Annotated in this window: 21 protein-coding genes; 11 read left to right on the top strand and 10 right to left on the bottom strand. The window is 59.7% G+C overall.

What is annotated here, in order from left to right:
* The first annotated feature begins 18 nt into the window (after positions 1-18).
* Both parE and RMO18_RS20545 read left to right on the top strand, forming a co-directional pair.
* Complete coding sequence (parE, locus tag RMO18_RS20550; protein WP_309668387.1) at positions 19-1971, top strand: DNA topoisomerase IV subunit B; 1953 nt, start codon at positions 19-21, stop codon at positions 1969-1971.
* A complete protein-coding gene (locus tag RMO18_RS20545) occupies positions 1971-3203 on the top strand; it encodes a hypothetical protein (protein ID WP_309668386.1) in 1233 nt (410 codons plus the stop codon). The genes parE and RMO18_RS20545 overlap by 1 nt, the downstream gene beginning before the upstream one ends.
* A 357-nt stretch (positions 3204-3560) precedes the next feature.
* Here the strand turns inward: RMO18_RS20545 and RMO18_RS20540 are convergent, their stop codons facing one another.
* From RMO18_RS20540 to RMO18_RS20530, 3 genes are all read right to left on the bottom strand, one after another.
* The gene (locus RMO18_RS20540; RefSeq protein WP_309668384.1) at positions 3561-5117 is read right to left on the bottom strand and encodes a trimethylamine methyltransferase family protein; all 1557 of its coding nucleotides are present in this window, start codon (positions 5115-5117) and stop codon (positions 3561-3563) included.
* Between the two features lie 110 nt (positions 5118-5227).
* Positions 5228-5914 carry an HAD family hydrolase gene (locus RMO18_RS20535; protein ID WP_309668383.1) on the bottom strand — a complete coding sequence of 229 codons (687 nt, stop codon included), beginning with the start codon at positions 5912-5914 and terminating at the stop codon, positions 5228-5230.
* A 20-nt stretch (positions 5915-5934) separates the two neighbouring features.
* The gene (locus RMO18_RS20530; RefSeq protein WP_309668382.1) at positions 5935-6213 is read right to left on the bottom strand and encodes a DUF3572 domain-containing protein; all 279 of its coding nucleotides are present in this window, start codon (positions 6211-6213) and stop codon (positions 5935-5937) included.
* A 135-nt stretch (positions 6214-6348) separates the two neighbouring features.
* Here RMO18_RS20530 and RMO18_RS20525 point away from each other — a divergent pair, with 135 nt between their 5' ends.
* Positions 6349-7740 (top strand): diguanylate cyclase, encoded by a 1392-nt coding sequence (locus RMO18_RS20525; RefSeq protein WP_309668381.1) that lies wholly within the window; start codon positions 6349-6351, stop codon positions 7738-7740.
* Between the two features lie 12 nt (positions 7741-7752).
* On the opposite strand, the gene RMO18_RS20520 is transcribed toward RMO18_RS20525, so the two are convergent.
* The 4 genes from RMO18_RS20520 to RMO18_RS20505 are packed head-to-tail and all read right to left on the bottom strand — an operon-like array spanning position 7753 to position 9741.
* A complete protein-coding gene (locus tag RMO18_RS20520) occupies positions 7753-8235 on the bottom strand; it encodes a periplasmic heavy metal sensor (RefSeq protein ID WP_309668379.1) in 483 nt (160 codons plus the stop codon).
* A 3-nt stretch (positions 8236-8238) separates the two neighbouring features.
* Positions 8239-8601, bottom strand: a complete 363-nt coding sequence (locus RMO18_RS20515; protein ID WP_309668378.1) for a dihydroorotate dehydrogenase — start codon at positions 8599-8601, stop codon at positions 8239-8241.
* A complete protein-coding gene (locus RMO18_RS20510) occupies positions 8588-9184 on the bottom strand; it encodes an RNA polymerase sigma factor (RefSeq protein ID WP_309668376.1) in 597 nt (198 codons plus the stop codon). The genes RMO18_RS20515 and RMO18_RS20510 overlap by 14 nt, the downstream gene beginning before the upstream one ends.
* 53 nt (positions 9185-9237) lie before the next feature.
* Entirely contained in the window at positions 9238-9741 is a 504-nt protein-coding gene (locus RMO18_RS20505) for an EF-hand domain-containing protein (RefSeq protein ID WP_309668375.1), read from the bottom strand.
* Positions 9742-9969: 228 nt separating this feature from the next.
* Here RMO18_RS20505 and RMO18_RS20500 point away from each other — a divergent pair, with 228 nt between their 5' ends.
* Both RMO18_RS20500 and RMO18_RS20495 read left to right on the top strand, forming a co-directional pair.
* Complete coding sequence (locus tag RMO18_RS20500) at positions 9970-10386, top strand: DUF983 domain-containing protein (RefSeq protein WP_309668374.1); 417 nt, start codon at positions 9970-9972, stop codon at positions 10384-10386.
* A complete protein-coding gene (locus RMO18_RS20495; RefSeq protein ID WP_309668373.1) occupies positions 10379-10996 on the top strand; it encodes an NUDIX hydrolase in 618 nt (205 codons plus the stop codon). Before RMO18_RS20500 ends, RMO18_RS20495 begins: the two co-directional genes overlap by 8 nt.
* Here RMO18_RS20495 and RMO18_RS20490 read toward each other — a convergent pair.
* Entirely contained in the window at positions 10916-11923 is a 1008-nt protein-coding gene (locus RMO18_RS20490) for a fatty acid desaturase (RefSeq protein ID WP_309668372.1), read from the bottom strand. The two genes, RMO18_RS20495 and RMO18_RS20490, sit on opposite strands and share 81 nt — an antisense overlap.
* Positions 11924-12037: 114 nt before the next feature.
* Between RMO18_RS20490 and RMO18_RS20485 the strand changes: the two genes are divergently transcribed.
* On the top strand, positions 12038-12895 hold the full coding sequence (locus tag RMO18_RS20485) for a helix-turn-helix transcriptional regulator (protein WP_309668371.1): 858 nt from the start codon (positions 12038-12040) through the stop codon (positions 12893-12895).
* Here the strand turns inward: RMO18_RS20485 and RMO18_RS20480 are convergent.
* Together RMO18_RS20480 and RMO18_RS20475 are read right to left on the bottom strand one after the other, a co-directional pair.
* Positions 12892-13374 carry a lipocalin gene (locus RMO18_RS20480; RefSeq protein WP_309668370.1) on the bottom strand — a complete coding sequence of 161 codons (483 nt, stop codon included), beginning with the start codon at positions 13372-13374 and terminating at the stop codon, positions 12892-12894. The two genes, RMO18_RS20485 and RMO18_RS20480, sit on opposite strands and share 4 nt — an antisense overlap.
* Before the next feature lie 658 nt (positions 13375-14032).
* Positions 14033-15076 carry an aldo/keto reductase gene (locus RMO18_RS20475; protein WP_309668369.1) on the bottom strand — a complete coding sequence of 348 codons (1044 nt, stop codon included), beginning with the start codon at positions 15074-15076 and terminating at the stop codon, positions 14033-14035.
* 333 nt (positions 15077-15409) lie between these two features.
* On the opposite strand from RMO18_RS20475, the gene RMO18_RS20470 reads away from it, so the two are divergent.
* The 5 genes from RMO18_RS20470 (at position 15410) to RMO18_RS20450 (ending at position 19140) form a co-directional block, all read left to right on the top strand.
* On the top strand, positions 15410-15619 hold the full coding sequence (locus RMO18_RS20470) for a hypothetical protein (RefSeq protein WP_309668368.1): 210 nt from the start codon (positions 15410-15412) through the stop codon (positions 15617-15619).
* Entirely contained in the window at positions 15616-16188 is a 573-nt protein-coding gene (locus tag RMO18_RS20465) for a YceI family protein (protein WP_309668367.1), read from the top strand. Before RMO18_RS20470 ends, RMO18_RS20465 begins: the two co-directional genes overlap by 4 nt.
* Positions 16189-16195: 7 nt before the next feature.
* Entirely contained in the window at positions 16196-16738 is a 543-nt protein-coding gene (locus tag RMO18_RS20460; RefSeq protein WP_309668366.1) for a cytochrome b, read from the top strand.
* 61 nt (positions 16739-16799) lie between these two features.
* Positions 16800-18518: a methionine--tRNA ligase gene (gene metG, locus RMO18_RS20455; protein WP_309668365.1), complete on the top strand. Its 1719-nt coding sequence runs from the start codon at positions 16800-16802 to the stop codon at positions 18516-18518.
* Between the two features lie 466 nt (positions 18519-18984).
* Positions 18985-19140: a hypothetical protein gene (locus tag RMO18_RS20450; protein WP_309668364.1), complete on the top strand. Its 156-nt coding sequence runs from the start codon at positions 18985-18987 to the stop codon at positions 19138-19140.
* The last annotated feature ends 209 nt before the right edge of the window (positions 19141-19349 follow it).

Genomic DNA, 19349 nt, shown 5'->3' with positions numbered 1-19349 from the left:
ACAAGAATCGAGCAGCCCATGGCAAACGACCTCCTCGCTGGCACGCAAGTCTATGACGCCTCCTCGATCGAGGTTCTTGAACCGCTGGAAGGCGTGCGCAAACGCCCCGGCATGTATATCGGCGGCACCGATGAACGCGCGTTGCACCACCTTGTCGCCGAGATCCTCGACAACGCGATGGATGAGGCCGTCGCCGGCCACGCCAACCGCATCGAGGTTGAACTGCACGACGGCAACTCCGTCACCATCCGCGACAACGGCCGCGGCATCCCGGTCGATCCGCACCCGAAATTCCCCTCGAAATCCGCGCTTGAGGTGATCCTCTGCACCCTGCACGCCGGCGGCAAGTTCGGCGGCAGCGCCTATTCCACCTCTGGCGGCCTCAACGGCGTCGGCGCATCGGTCGTCAACGCGCTGTCGGATCTGATGACCGTGCAGGTCGCCCTCAACAAGGAGCTTTATGAACAAAGCTTTTCGCGCGGCGTCCCGCAAGGCCCGATCCAGAAGCTTGGCCCGATCCAGAACCGCCGTGGCACCACCGTCACCTTCCACCCCGACCCCGAGATTTTCGGCCACCAGACCCTGAAACCCGCCCGCCTGATGAAGATGGCCCGCTCCAAGGCCTACCTGTTTTCCGGCGTCGAAATCCGCTGGAAAACCGCCGTCAACGATGGGGAAACCCCGCTTGAGGCCACCTTCCACTTCCCCGGCGGCCTTGGCGATTATCTGTCCGACACGCTGCAGAAAACCACCACCTACGCCGAACGCCCCTTTGCCGGCAAAGTCGGCTTCCCCGAAAAATACAGCGTCCCCGGCTCGGTCGAATGGGCGATCAACTGGTCCCCCGCCCGCGACGGCTTCATCCAGTCCTATTGCAACACCGTGCCCACCCCCGAAGGCGGCACCCACGAAACCGGCTTCTGGGCCGCAATCCTGAAAGGCATCCGCGCTTACGGCGAGCGTGTTAAAAACCGCAAAGCCGACCTTATCACCCGCGAAGACATGCTGACCGGCGGCTGCGCGCTGATTTCAATCTTCATCCGCGAACCGCAATTCGTGGGCCAGACCAAAGACCGCCTTGCGACGGAAGAGGCCGCCAAATACGTCGAAGGCGCCGTGCGCGACCATTTTGATACCTGGCTTGCCGCCGACCCCAAATCCGCAGGCTCGATCCTTGATTTCCTTGTCTTGCGCGCCGAGGAACGCCTGCGGCGGCGGGAGGAAAAGGAAACCCAGCGCAAGACCGCCACCAAGAAACTCCGCCTGCCCGGTAAATTGACCGACTGTTCCTCGAAAACCCGCGAGGGCACGGAATTGTTCATTGTCGAGGGTGACAGCGCCGGTGGCAGTGCCAAAGGCGCGCGCAGCCGTGAAACCCAGGCCCTCCTGCCGCTCAAGGGTAAAATCCTGAACGTGCTGGGCGCGGCCTCGGCCAAGCTGAATGATAACTCCGAAATCCGTGATATCTGCGAGGCGCTTGGCGTCAATATGGGCAGCCGCTTCAACGTCGAAGACCTGCGCTATGAGAAAATCATCATCATGACCGACGCCGACGTCGACGGCGCGCATATCGCCAGCCTGCTGATGACCTTCTTCTTCACCCAGATGCGCCCGCTGATCGACAAGGGCCATCTGTATCTGGCCTGCCCGCCCTTGTACCGGCTGACCCAAGGGCCAAAGCGGATGTACGTGGCCGACGACGTGGAGAAAGAGAAATGGCTCGCCAAGGGATTGGGCGGAAAAGGTAAAATCGACGTGCAGCGGTTCAAGGGTCTGGGCGAGATGGACGCCAAAGACCTGAAAGACACCACGATGAACCCCCTGACGAGGAAGCTGATCCGGGTGAGTATCGACGAGGACGAACCGGGGATGACGGGTGATCTGGTGGAGCGGCTGATGGGGAAAAAGCCGGAACTGCGGTTCCAGTATATTCAGGAAAACGCGCGTTTTGTGGAGGAGTTGGATGTTTGATGGACGAACTTGCTGGCCCACTCTTCTTTCTTGCTCTAGTCGCCTTTGGCATCTTGTTGCTCGTACTTTCAGGAAAAAAGCAGCGAATTGAGCTGCTTGAGTCCGACCTGAACTACGCAAAAAGGAAGACTACTGAGCTCACCGAGAACCTTCAATCCGCAGAGAACGAGAAGCGCGAGCTTACGAGAACGCTAAACTCTGACCGCCTTGAGTTTCAGCAACAGAAGACAGTGTTCAATGAGCGTTCTGAGTTGTTTCCATGGCTAGCTACTGCGTTTGCAGACCTAGAGTTGTATCGTGGAAAGGTTGATGCACAGCATCTTTTCAACAAATTGCACCCAGCTGCTAAGGCTGCTGAAAAGGTACGCGAATATTCGCAGAGGTTATCTCAGGAAACAAAACTTCACAGAGCGCTGCGCTATCGCTTGCTGTTTCTCGAAAATAGTTTTCCTTGGATACAAGACCTTACAGGAGATACACTGGCTGAATACATAGAAAACTTGGAAGCCCTGTCGACTAATGTGCCGGACACGCAAGATGAAAGCGAAGATCCCGTTCGGAACTACTTGGCAGATGCAGAGTACAGAAACCTTTCGCCTGCAGCTCGCAATCAGTTAGCTCTTGATAGATGGAAGAAGCGACGAAAGAGTCCTTGGGAGATTGGGCGTGACTATGAGCGGTATATTGGGTTTGAACTGGAAAGTGACGGTTACGAAGTTGCATACTTCGGTGCTGTCGAGGGCTTCGATGATCTTGGAAGAGACTTGATCGCAAAGAAAAAAGGAGTTACGAAGATCATTCAGTGCAAGTATTGGTCGTCGCACAAAGAGATTCATGAGAAGCATATTTTTCAGCTGTTTGGCAGTGTAGTAGAGTACATTGCCAGAGAGAAAATGCAGAGTGACAGCTTCGATCTTTTTTCTCGATTTGAGAAGTTTTCGGACATTCAAGCAGAGCTTGTCACATCGACCAGACTTTCAATGCGCGCAAAGGAGTTCTCGTCAATACTTAATGTTAGGGTGCGAGAATTGCAGCCTATCGGTAGCTACCCAATGATTAAGTGCAACATTTCAAAACGGGGCGGCGAAAGAGTCTATCATCTGCCTTTTGATCAACAGTATGATCGAACACGTATCGAACCTCATCTTGGCGAGCTATATGTTTCGACAACAGGGGAAGCAGAAGATCGCGGTTTTCGGCGCGCATTTCGATGGAAGTCTCAGCAAGCGTAGGGTGGGTGCCAACCCACCAACCCTCCCACCCCGTCAGATTTGCCCAAAGAAAATCTGACCGCGCCCGACCCACCTTGTCATCCCCGCGAAAGCGGGGACCCATCTGGCCCGCCCGCCCCCATGGTTCCCCGCTTTCGCGGGGATGACAGCATCGTAGGGTGCGCTACAGCGCACCACCCATAGATCGGGGCCTGCCACAACTCTCTTTCAGCCACCCCGGACGACACCTCAGACGACCACCCCCACCCCCTCAAACCCTAACAAACCCTTAACCCAACAACAAATTATCCAACAAAATCAACGCCAGAAATTTTGTCCACGCGTGGACAAGCCGGATGCCCTTGCGGCCCCCACGGATCAGAAATCCGTAGGCGCCCCCCCCTCCTGCTTCCGCCTCGCCACGAACCGGCGCAGGTTCTCCTGATGATCCCCATTCATTTCAGGCGGCTCAAACTCCGCCATGATCTGCTTGTAAATCCGATGCGCCCGCTCATGCGTCCAGACCGACCCGTCGATCTGCCAGGCTTCATAATTCCGCCAGTCCGAACAGATCGGCGCATAGAAGGCGTTCTGATATCGGTCCTGCGTGTGCTGCACCCCGAAGTAATGCCCGTTCGGCCCGACCTCCTTGATCGCGTCGAAGGCAAGGTCGTCCTCCGTGGTGGCAAAGGTCGCCTCCTCGAAGTAGCGCTGGATCATCTGCAGGACCTCGCAGTCCATGATGAACTTCTCCGGGCTTGCGATCAGCCCCCCCTCCAGCCACCCCGCCGCGTGATAGACCATGTTGGTCCGGGACTGGACCGCCGACCACAGGCTGTTCGACGTCTCCCACATCGCCTGCCCGTCTGGCACATTGGCCGCGCAAACCCCGGACGCCCGCATCGGCACGCCGTAAAAACGCACCAGCTGCCCCGTCATCTGCGTGGCCCGCATGTATTCCGGGGTGCCAAAGGCGGGCGCGCCGGATTTCATATCAACGTTGGAGGTGAAAGTCCCGATCGCCACCGGACAACCGGGGTTGATGTACTGCAGCAGGGCCAGTGCTGCCAAAGCCTCGGCAATTGACAGGGCCACCGCGCCCGACATGGTGACCGGCGCCATCGCCCCCGCCAGCGTGAAGGGGGTGATCACCACCGGCTGCCCGCGCCGCGCCAACCGCATCGCGCCGTCCAGCATCGGGTAGTCGTGCTTCAGGGGCGAGACTGAGTTGATGTTGGTGTACATCCGCGGCTTGGCCTGGAACTCCTCCTCCGTCAGCCCGCCTGCGATGCGGACCATCTCCATCACATCCTCGACCCGCTCGGTTCCGAGTGAGTAGGCATGGACGACCTTGTCGGTGATCGTCAGCTTTTCGTACAGGCAGTCGAGGTGGCGCACCGACGGGTGGATATCGATCGGCTCCACCGGGTATCCCCCGGCCACGTGGATGCAGTTGAAGTACTGGGTGAGCTTCATGAACTCCTTGAAGGTCTCGAAGTCGCCCGAGCGTTTGCCACGCTCCATGTCCCAGGCGTTGGGGGGTGAGGAGACGTTGACGAAGACCATGTGCTTGCCGCCGATGATGATCTCGCGGGCGGGGTTGCGCGGGGTGATGGTAAAGGTTTCCGGCGCGAGGCCGACCATTTCCATCACGAAATCTTCGTCCATGCGCACGTTGGTGCCGTTGACGGTGCAGCCCGCCTTCTTGAGGATGGTCACGGCTTCGGGGTTCAGAAACTCGATCCCGATATCTGACAGAATGCGCATCGCCGTCTTGTGAATCCGCTGTACACCCTCGGCGTCCAGCGGCTCGATCGGGCGATCCGGGTTCACCGGAATTCGCCATGGCATCTGATCAATGGCCGCAGTTCCGGCGCGGACCTTCATCCCTGCACGTCCACCGGCACGCTTTTTCCGGGCTGGCTCTTCGGTCATGATCGGTCCTCCACTGTACAGTGCCGAAGATGACGGAAGCATGCGGCCAATGGGAACCGAATCCGCGACGCATAAGTGTCGTTTTCAGCCGCCGCGCCCAATTGTTGCGGTTACAGCCCGCGTAGCCAGTCCGGAATCTCGCCAATGTCGTGCAAGACCACGTCTGCGTGCGGCAGCAGATCCGCCCGTGACGCGATGCCGGTAAGCACCGCGACGGTCACCATTCCCGCCGCCCGGCCTGCATCCAGATCATGTTTACTGTCGCCCACCATGGCCACGCGCGACGGATCAAGCCCGACCGACCGGGCAAAGGCCTGGCACATTCCGGGCCCCGGCTTTGCCCCATAGCCGGAATCGGAGCCGGCGATAAAGTCGAACAAATCGGTGATCCTATGGGCCGTAAGATGCGCCCTGGCCGGACCCTCGGAATCATTGGTCGCAACGCCTAGCTTCAGGGCTTGCCCACGCAGCAACGTCAACAGGGGGCGCAGCGGCACGGCCTCGGCCATGGTGGCGCCGGCCGCAGCGTCATCAATGATTTCGGTAAGTTGCGGGGTCGTCATCTGCGGAATTTCAAGGCGCAGTGCGTACGCGATGTCCGATGCAGTGGCCGCGATGACGAGGCTATCGGCAGAAAACTGGCCAGTGGCCGGGTTGAACCCAATGGCCGCGCCCATCCGCATGGCATGTGGCTCATCGCGCGCCATCTGAGCCAAGAATGTCGAAGCCCAGCGTCCCCAACTGATGTGGAAATCAAAAAGGGTGCCGTCCTTGTCGAAAACTATTCCGTCAATCATTCCGTCTGTCCGATACAATCTCAGGTCCAATCCATCTGCGCATCGCCGTGCAGCACCACACGCGCCGACATTGGAACCGTGTAGGGCAAACCGACCGCATCACAGAAACTGACAACCCACGCATCGTTCAACAATAGGAAATCCAGAATCGCTGCGTGAAACTCTGCATCCTCTGCGCGCATGGCAACATCGCTGGGTCCCGCGCCGGTTGCGCCAAGAAAGGACTGGAACATTTCGTCGTCAGCTGCCAGCCAGCCGAGCACCTGCAAAGCGACGATTTGAGCGGATTCTCGCTGCATTCCTGGCGTTTCCTAACTGTTTTCCGGAACGATTCCCGTAAAGCGGAACATTTGGGGTAATTCGGAAAGGAATTCTTAACTAAGTCGGTAACACACTGGGCGACAAGTGCATGTGACAGTGACGGCAAGCAAGAGATGAATGGTCGAATCCTCATTGTTGACGATGTAGCTACCAATCGCATCCTGTACCGGGCGCGTCTTGCCGCCGCATTGTACGAGCCACTTCTTGCTGTAGATGGGGCAAGCTGCTTGTCGCTTGCAGCAGAAGAGAAACCTGATCTGATCCTGCTTGACCTGACGCTGCCGGACATGATGGGGATTGAGGTCCTGAAGCGGTTGCGTTCGCTGCCGCAAACCCAAGATATCCCGATTATTGCGCTGACGTCGGCAACCGACGCCGAAGCAAGGTTGCCCGCCTTTTCCGCCGGGGCTGATGACGTTCTCGTCAAGCCTGCAAGTGATGCTGTGCTGCTGGCGCGGGTGCGCAATCTGCTGAGGTCGCGTGGCGATGCCGATCTGTCCGCAGCACAGCAGATGCCCGCGATGGGATTTGCGGAACCGAAAACCACTTTTGAGCGTGGCGGCACCATCGCCATGCTGGCGTCTTTGCCCGACGCAAATCTGGATTGGCGACGCGAGCTTCAGGGGCAATCGCGCGACAAGGTGGTGATCGTTTCGCGCAGCCAGGCGCTGGCCGAGGCGGGGTCCAGCGAGGGCAGTTTTGCGGACGTTCCGGATGTCTTCATTATTGGAAACGGCAAGGGAGATACGCTTGGCGGTTTGCGATTGCTGTCCGAACTGAAAAGTCACCCTTCGACGCGGCATTCCGCGGTTTGTGTTGTCGGGCAGTCCGGCGACGATGAGACCGCTGCGATGGCGTTTGATCTTGGTGCAGATGATGTTGTGAATTCGGCGATCAGCGGACATGAGCTGTCATTGCGGGTGCGCAGCCTGATGCGGCGAAAGCGGCGCGGCGACAGGCAACGCGCATCGGTGCATGACAGTTTGCGCCTTGCGATGATCGATCCGCTGACCGGGCTGCACAACCGGCGTTATGCCATGCCACGGCTGGCAGCGATTGCAGCGCAATCGCATGCCGAAAGCACCGACTTTGCGGTGATGGTGGTCGATCTGGACAAGTTCAAGGCGGTAAATGACCACTTCGGCCATGCCGCCGGCGACCAAGTGCTGGTGGAGGTGGCAAATCGGCTGACCAACGCGTTGCGGATTACGGATTTGCTGGCGCGCATCGGTGGCGAGGAGTTTCTGGTGGTCCTTCCGAACACGGCCATGGCGCAAGCCCGACAAGTTGCCGAAAGGCTGTGCGAAGCGGTGCAGGAAATGCCGGTACGGCTGCCTTCGGGTCAGGCGCTGACAATCACCGTATCAATTGGCGTGGCTGTGTCATCGCGCGCCAGCGGGATTGACCAGCATGTCGAAAGCCTTGTCGAACAGGCGGACCTGGCCTTGCTGGATTCAAAGAGCTCCGGTCGCAACCAGGTAACGTTTCGGCTGACCGCGGCCTGAGGCGTTCGCCGTTCAAGGTGCAGGACGCTTCTTGGTCCGGAGCCCCGCTTCCATACGATCAGCAAAGGCCAGACGCTCGGCTTCGGCCATGTCGAAAATTCGGGTCTCGATCATTGTCCGCCCGAGTTCAAGACGGCTCGCATTGCGCTGCTCGATCGCGGCAAGCGCCTCGCGCACGGCATCGGGATCAAAGGGGTCGGCACGCAGCGCGGCAAGCAGCGTATCGAACTCGGCTCTGGCCGCTTCACGCGCCGCGCGGAACTCCGGTGCCTTGCTTAGCAACGCCTCGCGCAGTGCCTGCCGATCCTGACGCGACAACGCTTCGCTGAACGGCCCGAAGGACACGTCGCGCGGCAGACCGCCCTTGTCGCCGTGCCCGTCCTTCATACGCGCGCCCGCGACAATGCCCAGAATGCCGAGATTGAATGCCAGCGACAGGGCCAGCAGGATCTTGACCCAAGTTGCCGTGACGGGCCGGGGTGCAGGTTCGGTCATGGTTCAGCCTTCTGTCGAAAGGAAGTCGGCGGTCGGGAACATGTCCATCGATTCTGGCATGTCGTCTGAAAGGCCATTGGTCAGGTAGTCAACGGTGGTGGGGTCGCTATAGCCGATGACAAGGCCGATGAGCGCTGCCGAACACAAGCCCGCAACCGCGGTCACACCGCCGAATTGGCCCGCAATCCGTGACCACAGGCCGGGGTATCGCACAGCCCTAACCCTCAGATCGGCTACAGGCTGCTGAGCCTGTACGGCATTTGCCAAGACACGTTCCATCAGTGCCGCCGTCGGAACTGGTTCACGGTGCCGCAGCCCGACGAAAAGATCCGTAAGATCATCATCCTGCATTTCAGTCTTCCTCATACCCAAGCTCCTCCCTGCGGCCGGCCAGAATGGCGACAAGCGCCCGCTTAGCACGGGCAGTCAGGCTTTCGACGGCTTCAATACCGATGTCCATGATGTCGGCAATGTCCGTATTGGACAGCCCGTCCATGTGCCGCAATACCATCGCCTGCCGCTGCCGGTCCGGCAACCGGGCCAATGCGGCCTGCAAAGCATCAATCCGGTCGGCCTCGACCAGCCGTTCGACTGCGCTGATCGCAGGATCGGCCACGTCCGGTGCATCGTCCAGTGACGCTCGCCCCCGCCTGCGATGCGCGCGCAGTCGGTCGGTACACAGATTGGTGGCAACGCGGTAGGCCCAGGTTGTTACCTTTGCTTCGCCTTGCCGCCAGTGAGGTGCCACGCGCCAAAGCCGCAGCATGGTTTCCTGTGCCACGTCTTCCGCCTCGGCACGGTCGCCTGACAACAACCGATAGGCATAAGCCAAAACCCTTGGCGTGATCCTGTGCGTCAGGGCATAGGCTGCTGATCGATCTCCATTCGCGTAGAGAACGATCAGCACCTCATCCGAGGTCTCGCCAAATGCATCGAGAGCCATGTTCATCCTGTCGTCCGGTCTATCCGGTCATCTTCCGCGGTGCAAAACCTCTTGTGGAATCAGTTTTCCATCGCATCGTTCATGCCTTTGCGGTGCTTCTTCCGATTGTCGGCGAAACGCTTCAGCGCCTCTTCGGCTTCGTCCTTGGAAATCGCCCCGTCATCGTCCTGATCAATGCGCGAGAACCGGCTTTCCTGCACGCTTTGGTCCATTTCATCGGCGGAAAGACTGCCGTCGCCGTTGTCATCGCGTTCTTCGATCATCTTGGCGCTGCGCATTGCTGCGGTTTCGGCCATCCGGGCAAGCTGTTTCTGGGTCAGTTCCTCAGCGCTCAGCATGCCGTCAAAATTGGTATCGGCAGCCGCGAATTCGGCGGCACGAAACGCGGCGAGTTCTGCCTCGCTCACCTTTCCGTCCTTGTCGGTGTCAATGCTGTCGAACTTGTCCAGCAGCACATCACCACGACTGGGACCGTCAGGACCCTTATCGGCAAAAGCCGCAGAAGCCATGGTTGCGGTAAGAAGCGCGGCCAATATGATGGCTGTTTGAGTGCGTGCTGTCATCTTCAACTCCTGTAAGCTGGGCAGACCGTGTGTTCCGACCTTCTGAAGCCTCTAACGCAGGGAGTTGCTTATTCCGTCGCGCTTGCGGCGGTATCTCGACACTGTGACGACGTTGCCCCTGTCGTATGGCACCCGCACTTGCTACTTGAGACTGGTTGGGCAGGGTGATCTTGCGAGATCTCTGGTTCCGACCCCATTGGCCGGTCCCACGCCGGAAGAGAGTTCTTGATGAATCAAGCAAAGCTGACAGATCATCCCACGGATGCTGAAACCAGCGAGAGGCCGTTGAAACAAGCGTTGGCGCGCGGGTGGCGGCGCAAATGCCCAAACTGCGGTGCCGGAGCGATGATGCTGGGGCATCTGAAAGTGCGCGATGCGTGCCCGGCTTGCGGCGAAGAGTTGCGTCACCAGCGGGCAGATGACGGCCCGGCCTATCTGACCATCCTGATTGTCGGTCACCTGCTAGCGCCGATCCTACTTTTTTCCTTTGTGCGTTGGCGGCCCGATCCACTGCCGCTTGCCATCACATTTTCCGTCGCGACAGTGGCGCTGTCATTGTATCTGTTGCCCAGATTGAAGGGGGCAATGGTCGGTTTCCAATGGGCCAAACGGATGCACGGCTTTGGTGGGGCAGGAAATGACTGAAGCCATCAGGCCGGCGGCTACCGTGATCCTGGCGCGCGCGACATCGGGGGAGCCGGAGCTTTTGATGGGGCAGCGCGGCGCTGGGGCGGTTTTCATGCCGTCGAAGTACGTGTTTCCAGGCGGGGCCGTTGACGCCGAGGACCACCATGCCGCACCCGCATCCGGGTTGCTGAGCGATCACTGCATGTCGCGGTTGACGCAATCCTGCCCAGCCGACGCCCCCGGACCCGATGTACTGGTCACGGCGGCCCTGCGGGAATTGCAGGAGGAGACCGGCCTCGCGTTTCGCCTGGCATCCCACGCCACGCCTCCGCTGCGATTTGTGTTCCGGGCGATCACGCCGCCGGGACGGACACGCCGTTTCGACGCGCGGTTCTTTCTGGTTGATGCAAACGCTTTGGCAACGGACCCAGACGATTTCACCGCTGCCTCGGGCGAGCTGTCGCATCTGCACTGGATCGGTTTGTCGCCAGCGCGCGCGCTGGACCTGCCGTTCATCACCGAGGTGGTGCTGGCCGAAGTTGACGCGTTACTGCGGGGCGACGACCAGCCCGGAGTGCCGTTCTTTGACAACTCCACCAATGTCCCAACCTTCCGTCGGATCGTCTGATCCTGCGGGTTCTTGCTGGCCAGCCAGCTTTGCTACTGGCCAGATCGGATGCGGCACCGGATCTTTTGCGCGAAACAGGAATTGCCGGAACACGTCGGTGTAGTTGCGGTAGACGTAGCCATCATTGCGGCGCAGATAATGATCACGGTTGGTAAAGTAGACCTGAGGTAACCGATACCACGCAACATTGGGTTGCGAGTGATGCACCGCGTGGAAGTTGTTGTTGAGAAACAGCAACGAAAGCGGCCCCCTGCTTTCAACCACCACGGAGCGCCCCCGCGCTGTCTCATGCGCGCGATGTTCCAGGAACGTGCGGATCTTCAACAAGCTCCACCCGAGATACGCGGCAGTAAGGTAAGCCCACACCGGCATCGACCCCACAGTTAGTAGCCAAGTGAGAACCAAGGCCACCCCTGGAATGTGCAAGGCCCAAGCCTGCGCCACCCGCCAGTCACCGCGCATCATCGCCTTGCCGTCCGCCTGCACCAGCGCCCAGAACGACACGGCAGGCCCAAGCAACATCCGTCCAGCAAGCGTATTGTTAAAGCTGCATAACGCCTTGGACACCCAGGACCGGCGTGACCAAAGTTCTGGATCCTGAAAGTTAGATTCGGGATCGTCGTATGGGTCTGTCAGGTTCGGGTCGTAATGGTGTTGCAGGTGCAAGTCCTTGAACCGCAAATAGGGTACAAACACCGTCAAGCCCGGGAAAACCAGCGTTTCGGACAGTGGTTGCGATGCGAACGGGTGCCCGTGCAGGACTTCATGTTGCAATGACGAAAACTGCGCAATGGCCACCGTGGCCGCCAGTAGCGCGAGGATCGGCGCAAGGTCCCAGACGACCGTGGTAGCGACTGCGAATAATCCATATGTAATGAAAAGCAGGAGGATGGTCGGCCATTCAATAGAGCGATCTTCTCTGTGCAAGATAGTCCTCTGCAAAAACATTCACTTCCGCGCACATGAATAGCACTTGCCTGGCGCAGCGTGAATCCTGAAGATAGGCAACAAAACCTCGCACTTGTTCTGGAAAGTCACCACATGCAGGACCGCATCGACAAGCGTGACCGATCATCCATCTTTCGCATCCGGCTGGCAGAGGCGATGGCTGCGCGGGGTGTGACGCAATCTGCGCTTGCCCGAATGACTGGGGTGGACCGGTCGACCATTTCGGCGCTGCTGTCCTATGGTACGCGGCTGCCCAATGCGCAGTTGGCGGCGGACTGTGCAGGTTCATTGGGGGTCAGCGCGGATTGGCTTTTGGGGCTGTCACTCAGGCCCGAACCGATTGCAGACCTTCTGGCGACATCGCTGACCATTACAGAGGCACCTCGCGCCCTGATCGACGAGACGATCTTCGGCTGGCACCGCGAGGCCGCCGGGTACAAAATCCGCCATGTGCCGGCCACACTGCCCGACATGCTGAAGACGCGGGCCGTGGTGGAATGGGAATACTCGCCCCAACTTGGCAGATCCGCAGAGCAGGCGATCGGCGCGTTCGAGGACCGTCTTGCATGGATGCGCGGGGCGCGGTCTGACTATGAAATCGCATTGCCAGTCCACGAACTTGACGCCTTTGCCACGGCAACGGGCTATTATGAGGGTCTGTCAAAGGACGTGCGAATCGAACAGTTGACCCGGTTGATTGCCCTGTGCGACCAGCTCTATCCATCGCTTCGCATTTGCTTGTTTGATGCCAAGCGGGTGTTTTCCGCACCTGTGACCCTGTTCGGCCCGCTGCTGGCCGTGATCTACCTTGGGCGGCACTATCTGGCGTTCCGTGACAGCGCCCGGGTTGAGACAATCACCCAGCATTTCGACGGTCTGGTGCGCGAGGCCGAGGTCGGAGCGCGGGAAATGGTGCCGCATCTGACCCGGTTGTTGGACCGAATCCGCTAGATCGGCCGCAAGGCTGATACGGCATACCCGTTGAAATCAAAAACTTCACGTGCGGCGTTCAGGCGGTCGGCAGGAATGGCACCCCGGTCAAGGACAAAGCCAAAGCGGCCCGATGGCGTGCCTACGGCCAAGGTCCGGTAGCCGCTATCTACCCATACGATCCACCAATCCTCCATCCCGGCAACCGCAAGACGGCCCGGCCCGGCTTTGCCAACAAGGCCAGAAATGCTGTGCCTGCGGCCATCCAGGCAAATCGTGCCCTTGACCACAAGGCCCGAGGCCGAGGCCGAAAAGTCCACCGCTCCGCTGGCACAATCGGGCGATTTGGGGCCGCCAAAATCCGCAACTTGCAGCCACCGCCCTTGCAGCGCTGCCGGATCAAAGGCCGCGGACGAAAAGATCGGTGCCTTGGGGTCGCGAAAGGCTAACGGGCCGGTGCTGAGCGGCGCATTGCAAGCCGCCAGAAACAGGATCAACACCCCAACTATTCGATGCAAAGGGTCACCCTTGCGCCGTTGTCTTGAAACACCTCATTGCACCCGACCAAGGGGTCAACGGGCGCGCAAGTTCCTGATCTCGCAAGGCATTCACCTGAGCACTGGGATTTCCGTGTGCAACGCTTTCCCGAATCCTTGGTCAGCCTTACGCAAACATGCACCGTTGATCCGGGCAGTTTGGCCCAGGTTCTGCCCTTCTTTTCACAGCCGATCTGCGCATCTGATTTGATTTCAGTCGGCGCAACCGGGGTGACCTCAACCGACGGCGCCTCCGCAACCGGCGGAGCCTCGGCCGCAACGGCACCATCGGACGCATCCGGTTCCGTTGCCGCTGCAGGTTCGGCGGACTGCGGCTGTGGATTTTCCGGCGTGATTTGTTCTGCCGTGGCAGGCTCAGTGCCCGGACCCGAAGCTTTCGGGGCGTCGTCAAGCGCGGTAACTTCGATCTCGCCGCCGGTCATGACGTTGGCTGTCTGCTCCGGCCTTGAAGTGCCAGTTCCGGCGCCGGGCAGTGCAAGTTCGCAGCCTGCCAGCATGAGCAGCACAGCCAGCATAGTCATCGGGCGGACGGATCGGGGCATCGCGCTCTCCTGGTTGGGCAAAGCTGTGCCCTGAAGCGCCTCGAGCCGCAAGGCCCCACTCAATACGGTGCGGGGAAGGCCCGGTGCGCCTGCGCGATCTCATTCAGGACTTCGGGCGACAGGGTGAGGTTGGCGGCGGCGATGTTGGTCTTGAGCTGGTCCTGCGTTGTCGCGCCGATGATCGGGATGGTTGGGAATGGTCGGGTCCGGCAAAACGCAATCGCCATCTGGCATGGGTCGATCCCGTGACGCGCGGCGATGCCCATGTACGTCGCCACGGCGGGAAAGACCTGCGGTGTCATGCGCCCGCCCAGATCGGGGGTAAAGCTGCGACGGGTGCGTTCGGGCGTCACGTCACCGGCATATTTGCCCGACAGCAGTCCGCAGGCCAGCGGCGAAAAGGCCAGCAATGGCATGTCTTCGATCAGACTGAGCTCGGCCCAGTCCGTGTCGAACTGGCGGCACAGCAGCGAATATTCGTTCTGCACAGCCGCCATGCGCGGCAGGCCCAGCGTGTCCGCAAGATGCAACCAGCGGGCCGCCCCCCAGACGCTTTCGTTCGACAGGCCGATGGCGCGGATCTTGCCAGCGTCGATCAACGCCTGCGCCGTGGTCAGCACATCTGTCATATGCGCGGTTTCGGCAGCCTTGTCGGTGCCGGTTGGCGCATAGCGCCACATCTGGCGAAAGTGATAGCTGCCCCGGTTCGGCCAATGAAGCTGACACAAGTCGATGTAATCAGTCTGCAGCCGCCGCAGGGCGGCGTCGACTGTGGCGCGCAAGGCGGCCCCGGTGATCGGTGCGCCGTCGCGCACAGCCAACATCCCCTTGCCGGTGATCTTGCTGGCAATCTGCAGCTTGTCGCGCCCGCCCCGTGCGGCAAGCCAGGTTCCGATGATTTCTTCGGTGTGGCCAATGGTTTCAGCCTTGACCGGATTGGTCGGATACATCTCAGCCGTGTCCCAGAAGGTGACCCCATGATCCACGGCATAATCTGCCTGCGCGTGGCCTTCGGCTTCGGTGTTGTGGCTGCACCAGGTCATGGTGCCGAGGCAGATTTCCGAGACGGTAAGTCCGGTTTTTCCAAGCGGTAGCGTTTTCATCAGATCTCCGTGGTTTGGGATGAACTTAGGGCGAAAGCTGTCACGGGCAAAGCATCAAGCTTGAGAACATTATAGGAACATACTAGGTTTCGGGCACGAGTCTGCCAATCCATGCCCTTGCGGCCAAGCACCCACCCCTCCAGCAAGCCATGGCTGGCGCGCTTTCGCTGCAACGTGGCCGGGTGCACGAGTTGTGCGGCCCATCCCGCATGACGCTGGCCGCATTGGTGATGGCGAAAAGCCAGGGCCTGGTGATCTGGATCCACCCCGGCTGGACGGCAGAGTGGCTGAACCCAGCAGGCCTGCAGGCCTTTGCCCATCCCGCCCGCCCTGATGCTTGTCCAGCCGCAGCGCGAGGAGGGGGCGCTTTGGGCAATGGAACAGGCACTACGTTCGGGCGCGGCGGCGCTGGTGGTGGCCGAACTGGTGCCGGGGTCGAACGCCTGGAACCCCTGCCTGCGCACGATCACCACACGGCAACATGATTTTGCGGCGCGCGCGGAATCTGTTAACGTTATTTCCTTTAAAAGGATGGAATCATGACAAAATCACATCTTATCACGTTCATCTCGGCAATTCTGATGGCCGCAGCCGCCCATGCTGCCCCAATTGCCTACCTTCTCGATCACGACGCCTCGACCGTGGCCTTCGAGACAGACTTTGGCCCCGACAAGATCACCGGAACCATTCCGCTGAATTCCGCCGACCTGACGCTCGACTTCAAATCAGTGTCGAATTGCACCATCAACGTCGAGCTGGACGTCTCGGGTGCGCAAGCCAGCTTTCCCTTTGCGGCACAGGCCCTGAAGGGTCCCAAAGTGCTGGACGCAAAGGAACATCCGAAGATGATCTTCAAAAGCATCTCGGTCAAAGCAGTTGGCAATGGTGCGTCAGTTGCCGGCAACCTGACCATTCGCGGCGTCACCCGCCCGGTCACATTGCAGGCCGAAATCTTTCGCCAAAAGGGTACCGCCGAGGGCGAGCTGAAGCACTTGACCGTGCGCCTGACTGGTGCGGTAAATCGCAGCGATTTTGGCGCGACCGGCTGGTCAGACATGGTCAGCGACGAGGTCCGCATCATCATCACCGCCCGGATCGACGCGAAGGAGTGAAACCAGGATGGCATTTCGCAATACGCCGGACAGTTTCGGCCTGATTACCCGTGTCCTGCATTGGGCGATGGCGCTGCTGGTCCTGACCATGCTGGCACTTGGATTGCGGATTTCCGATATGGAACCGGGCCTGTCCAACCTCTGGCTATACGGTCTGCACAAGACGCTTGGCTTTGGCGTGCTGACCCTGATCGTTCTGCGCCTCGGCTGGCATCTGATCAGCCCGGTGCCAAAGCCCATCGGCCCGCCGGGGCTGGCTCAGCTTGCGGCACGGGCGGGGCATATCCTGTTCTATGTGCTGTTGATCGCGATTCCGATCAGCGGCTGGGCCGGCAGTTCAGCGACCGGAATTGATGTGATGATCGCCGACCGTTGGGTCGTGCAGCCCATCGCCGAGGTGTCCGAAGCTGGCGAGGCATTCTGGTTCAGCGTGCACGAGGTCCTGACCAAGATCCTCATCGGGTTGATCATCGTCCACATGCTCGCCGCGCTGAAACGCGAACTTGCTGGCGACGGCACGCTGCGCCGGATGATCCGCGGTCGCGTCTGACGCTGGCCCTTTCCCAAGGCATCGGCTAAACGGACCTCGACAGCACGGCAAGAGGGCGCACATGGCACGGATACTGATCACTTCCGCCATCCCTTACATCAACGGGATCAAGCATCTGGGTAATTTGGTGGGCAGCCAGCTGCCTGCAGATCTGTTCGCCCGCTACAACCGCGCGCGCGGTCACGAGGTGCTGTTCATCTGCGCCACCGACGAACACGGCACCCCGGCTGAGCTGGCGGCCGCCAAGGTCGGCAAGCCGGTCGAAGAGTACTGCGCCGAAATGCATCAGGTGCAGGCCGAAATCGCGCGAGGGTTCCGCCTGTCGTTCGACCACTTCGGTCGCTCCTCCAGCCAACGCAACCACCGCCTGACACAACATTTTGCCGGGCGATTGGCTGCAAATGGCCTGATCGAGGAGGTCAGCGAAAAGCAGGTCTTTTCGATCGACGACAACCGTTTTCTCCCTGATCGCTACATCACCGGCACCTGCCCGAATTGCGGATACGAGGCGGCACGCGGCGATCAGTGCGAAAACTGCACCAAGCAGTTGGACCCGACCGATTTGATCAACCCGCGCTCGTCAATCTCGGGCTCAACCAACCTTGAGGTCCGCGAGACCAAGCATCTGTTCCTCAAGCAGCGCAGCCTGCGCGACAAGCTGGAAGCCTGGATCGACAGCAAGACCGATTGGCCGATCCTCACCACGTCGATTGCCAAGAAGTGGTTAAATGACGGCGATGGCTTGCAGGACCGCGGCATCACCCGGGACCTGCACTGGGGCGTGCCGGTAAAGAACGGCGATCAGGATTGGCCCGGCATGGAAGGCAAGGTTTTCTACGTCTGGTTTGACGCGCCGATCGAATACATTGCCGGCACCGCCGAATGGGCGGATGCGCATGGATATCCGGATAGTGCATGGGAACGCTGGTGGCGCACCGACAAAGGCGCGCAGGATGTTCGTTATGTGCAATTCATGGGCAAGGACAACGTGCCTTTCCATACCCTCAGCTTTCCCGCAACGATCATGGGGTCGGGCGAGCCGTGGAAGCTGGTCGACTACATCAAGTCGTTCAACTACCTGAACTATGATGGCGGCCAGTTCTCGACCAGCCAGGGCCGTGGCGTGTTCATGGATCAGGCACTGTCGATCCTGCCGGCTGACTACTGGCGCTGGTGGCTTCTGTCGCATGCGCCGGAATCTGCTGACAGCGAGTTCACCTGGGAGAATTTCCAGGGTTCCGTGAACAAGGACCTGGCCGATGTGCTGGGCAATCTGGTCAGTCGGGTGACAAAATTTGCAACCGCGAAATTTGGCGCCACGGTGCCGGAAGGCGGCCAGTTTGGCCCGATGGAAACGGCGCTGGTTGCTGATCTCGGCGCCCGCATCGCTGACTATGCGGCTATGATGGAAGCGATGGAGGTCCGCAAGGCCGCCGCAGAACTGCGCGCCATCTGGGTCATCGGCAACGAATATCTGCAGGCCGCAGCCCCTTGGACCGTGGTCAAGACTGACCCCGATCAGGCACAAGCGATGGTCCGTCTGGCACTCAACCTGATCCGCGTCTACGCGGTTCTGTCGCGCCCCTTCATCCCCGATGCGGCCGAAGCGATAATGGCTGCAATGGGGTCTCAAGACTGGACCTGGCCGGATGACATTTCGGCAGCGATGCGCGTGCTGCCTCCCGACCATGCTTTCAGTGTACCCGAAAACCTGTTTCGCAAGATCACCGACGAAGAACGCGTGGACTGGCAGGCGCGCTTTTCCGGAGTCCGCACTTAGGTTCTTCCAAAAGCGGATGACGAGAGTTTTCGTTTGGACGGAATCTGCCGCTGAAGCAGGCTTGAGGCGAATTTTCTCCTATTTGAATTTGTTTCCACCTTTTGGCCAAGCGTCACGAAGACTGCAGGATAGCATGTTCAAGTTTATCACTGCCTTCGCCTGTCTGTTTCGGTTCTTGACGGCGCATAAGCTGCATTTGCCGAGGAAAAGGCCGGTCAGCCGATGCCCCACGGCGAGTGCAAGGTGCTGACGGCCTCTTTCCCGCTGGCTTTCCGCTCTGCCTCGCAGAATATCGGACCTTCGCAGCCGCAGAGACGGCCGGAAATGCGGACACTATCCTCACTACACGGTCAGGAACGGGAAGGATTTCCGCCTACACGCTCAAGATGAGGAGGCTTGGCTCGCGCTCCGGTGCTAAAGTTACGCACATCGGATCCGAGTCGCTGCCACGCAAGGAGAGCCCGACATGACACAAACCCTTCCCTCACGATCAAACTCGATCCGGAGTTATGGCGCCATAGCACTTTTCGTCCTCGTCTATCTTGGAGTGCTGGTTGTCGTTTTGGCCCCTCGCGATTTGATCGCGGTTCAGTCGGGCACTGTGATCCGCGAGTCTGACTGAAAACCACAAGCTTTGCAGTGCGCGCTGCCAAGCGCAGCATCCTTCTTTTTTGGAGGAATTGACCACGAGCAGGTGCATTCGATCATTGAATCAGGACTTGTAGATTGCCGTTGGCCGTTGCTTTCGACGGTTGTGCCTTGGGCAAGTCGCTGTCCGGATGATCAGCCAGAAGCGTGGTAAAAACTCCGCACTGCGGCAAAGTGAAGGGA

It is taken from the genome of Tabrizicola sp. (genome assembly GCF_031377265.1).
Taxonomy (GTDB): Bacteria; Pseudomonadota; Alphaproteobacteria; order Rhodobacterales; family Rhodobacteraceae; genus JAUYQR01.
Note: the sequence above shows the minus strand (reverse complement) of the source record. Positions and strands in the feature narration are given on the sequence as shown.